General features: G+C 55.3%; 1 protein-coding gene. It reads right to left on the reverse strand.

Annotation, left to right across the window (positions count from 1 at the left end):
• Window positions 1-257 (reverse strand): porin (locus B2590_RS09935; protein WP_286847932.1); only part of this gene is annotated, 257 nt, incomplete at both ends.

Raw genomic sequence — 257 nt, forward strand, 5'->3', positions numbered from 1 at the left:
CCCACATCACTGTATTTTCCGTCGCCATCCTCAAAGCGGGCAACAACTTCCCAGGCCCCTTTGGGTGATGCCGGTTTTACCCGCTTGAATGCTCCGGCTTTGTAAGGGCGGCTTTCGCCGGTGATGATCCAGCCAAGTTGTACGTAATAACCATCAACATCCACCTGGCCTTCTTCGGAATCGAAATATTCGGCCTGGGCATGGAAGGGCCCGGAACTCGCCGGCCAGTTCCAGATTAAACGTGTCGACCTCATCGG

Source organism: Marinobacter sp. UBA3604, from assembly GCF_002375325.1.
Classification (GTDB): Bacteria; Pseudomonadota; Gammaproteobacteria; order Pseudomonadales; family Oleiphilaceae; genus Marinobacter; species Marinobacter salarius.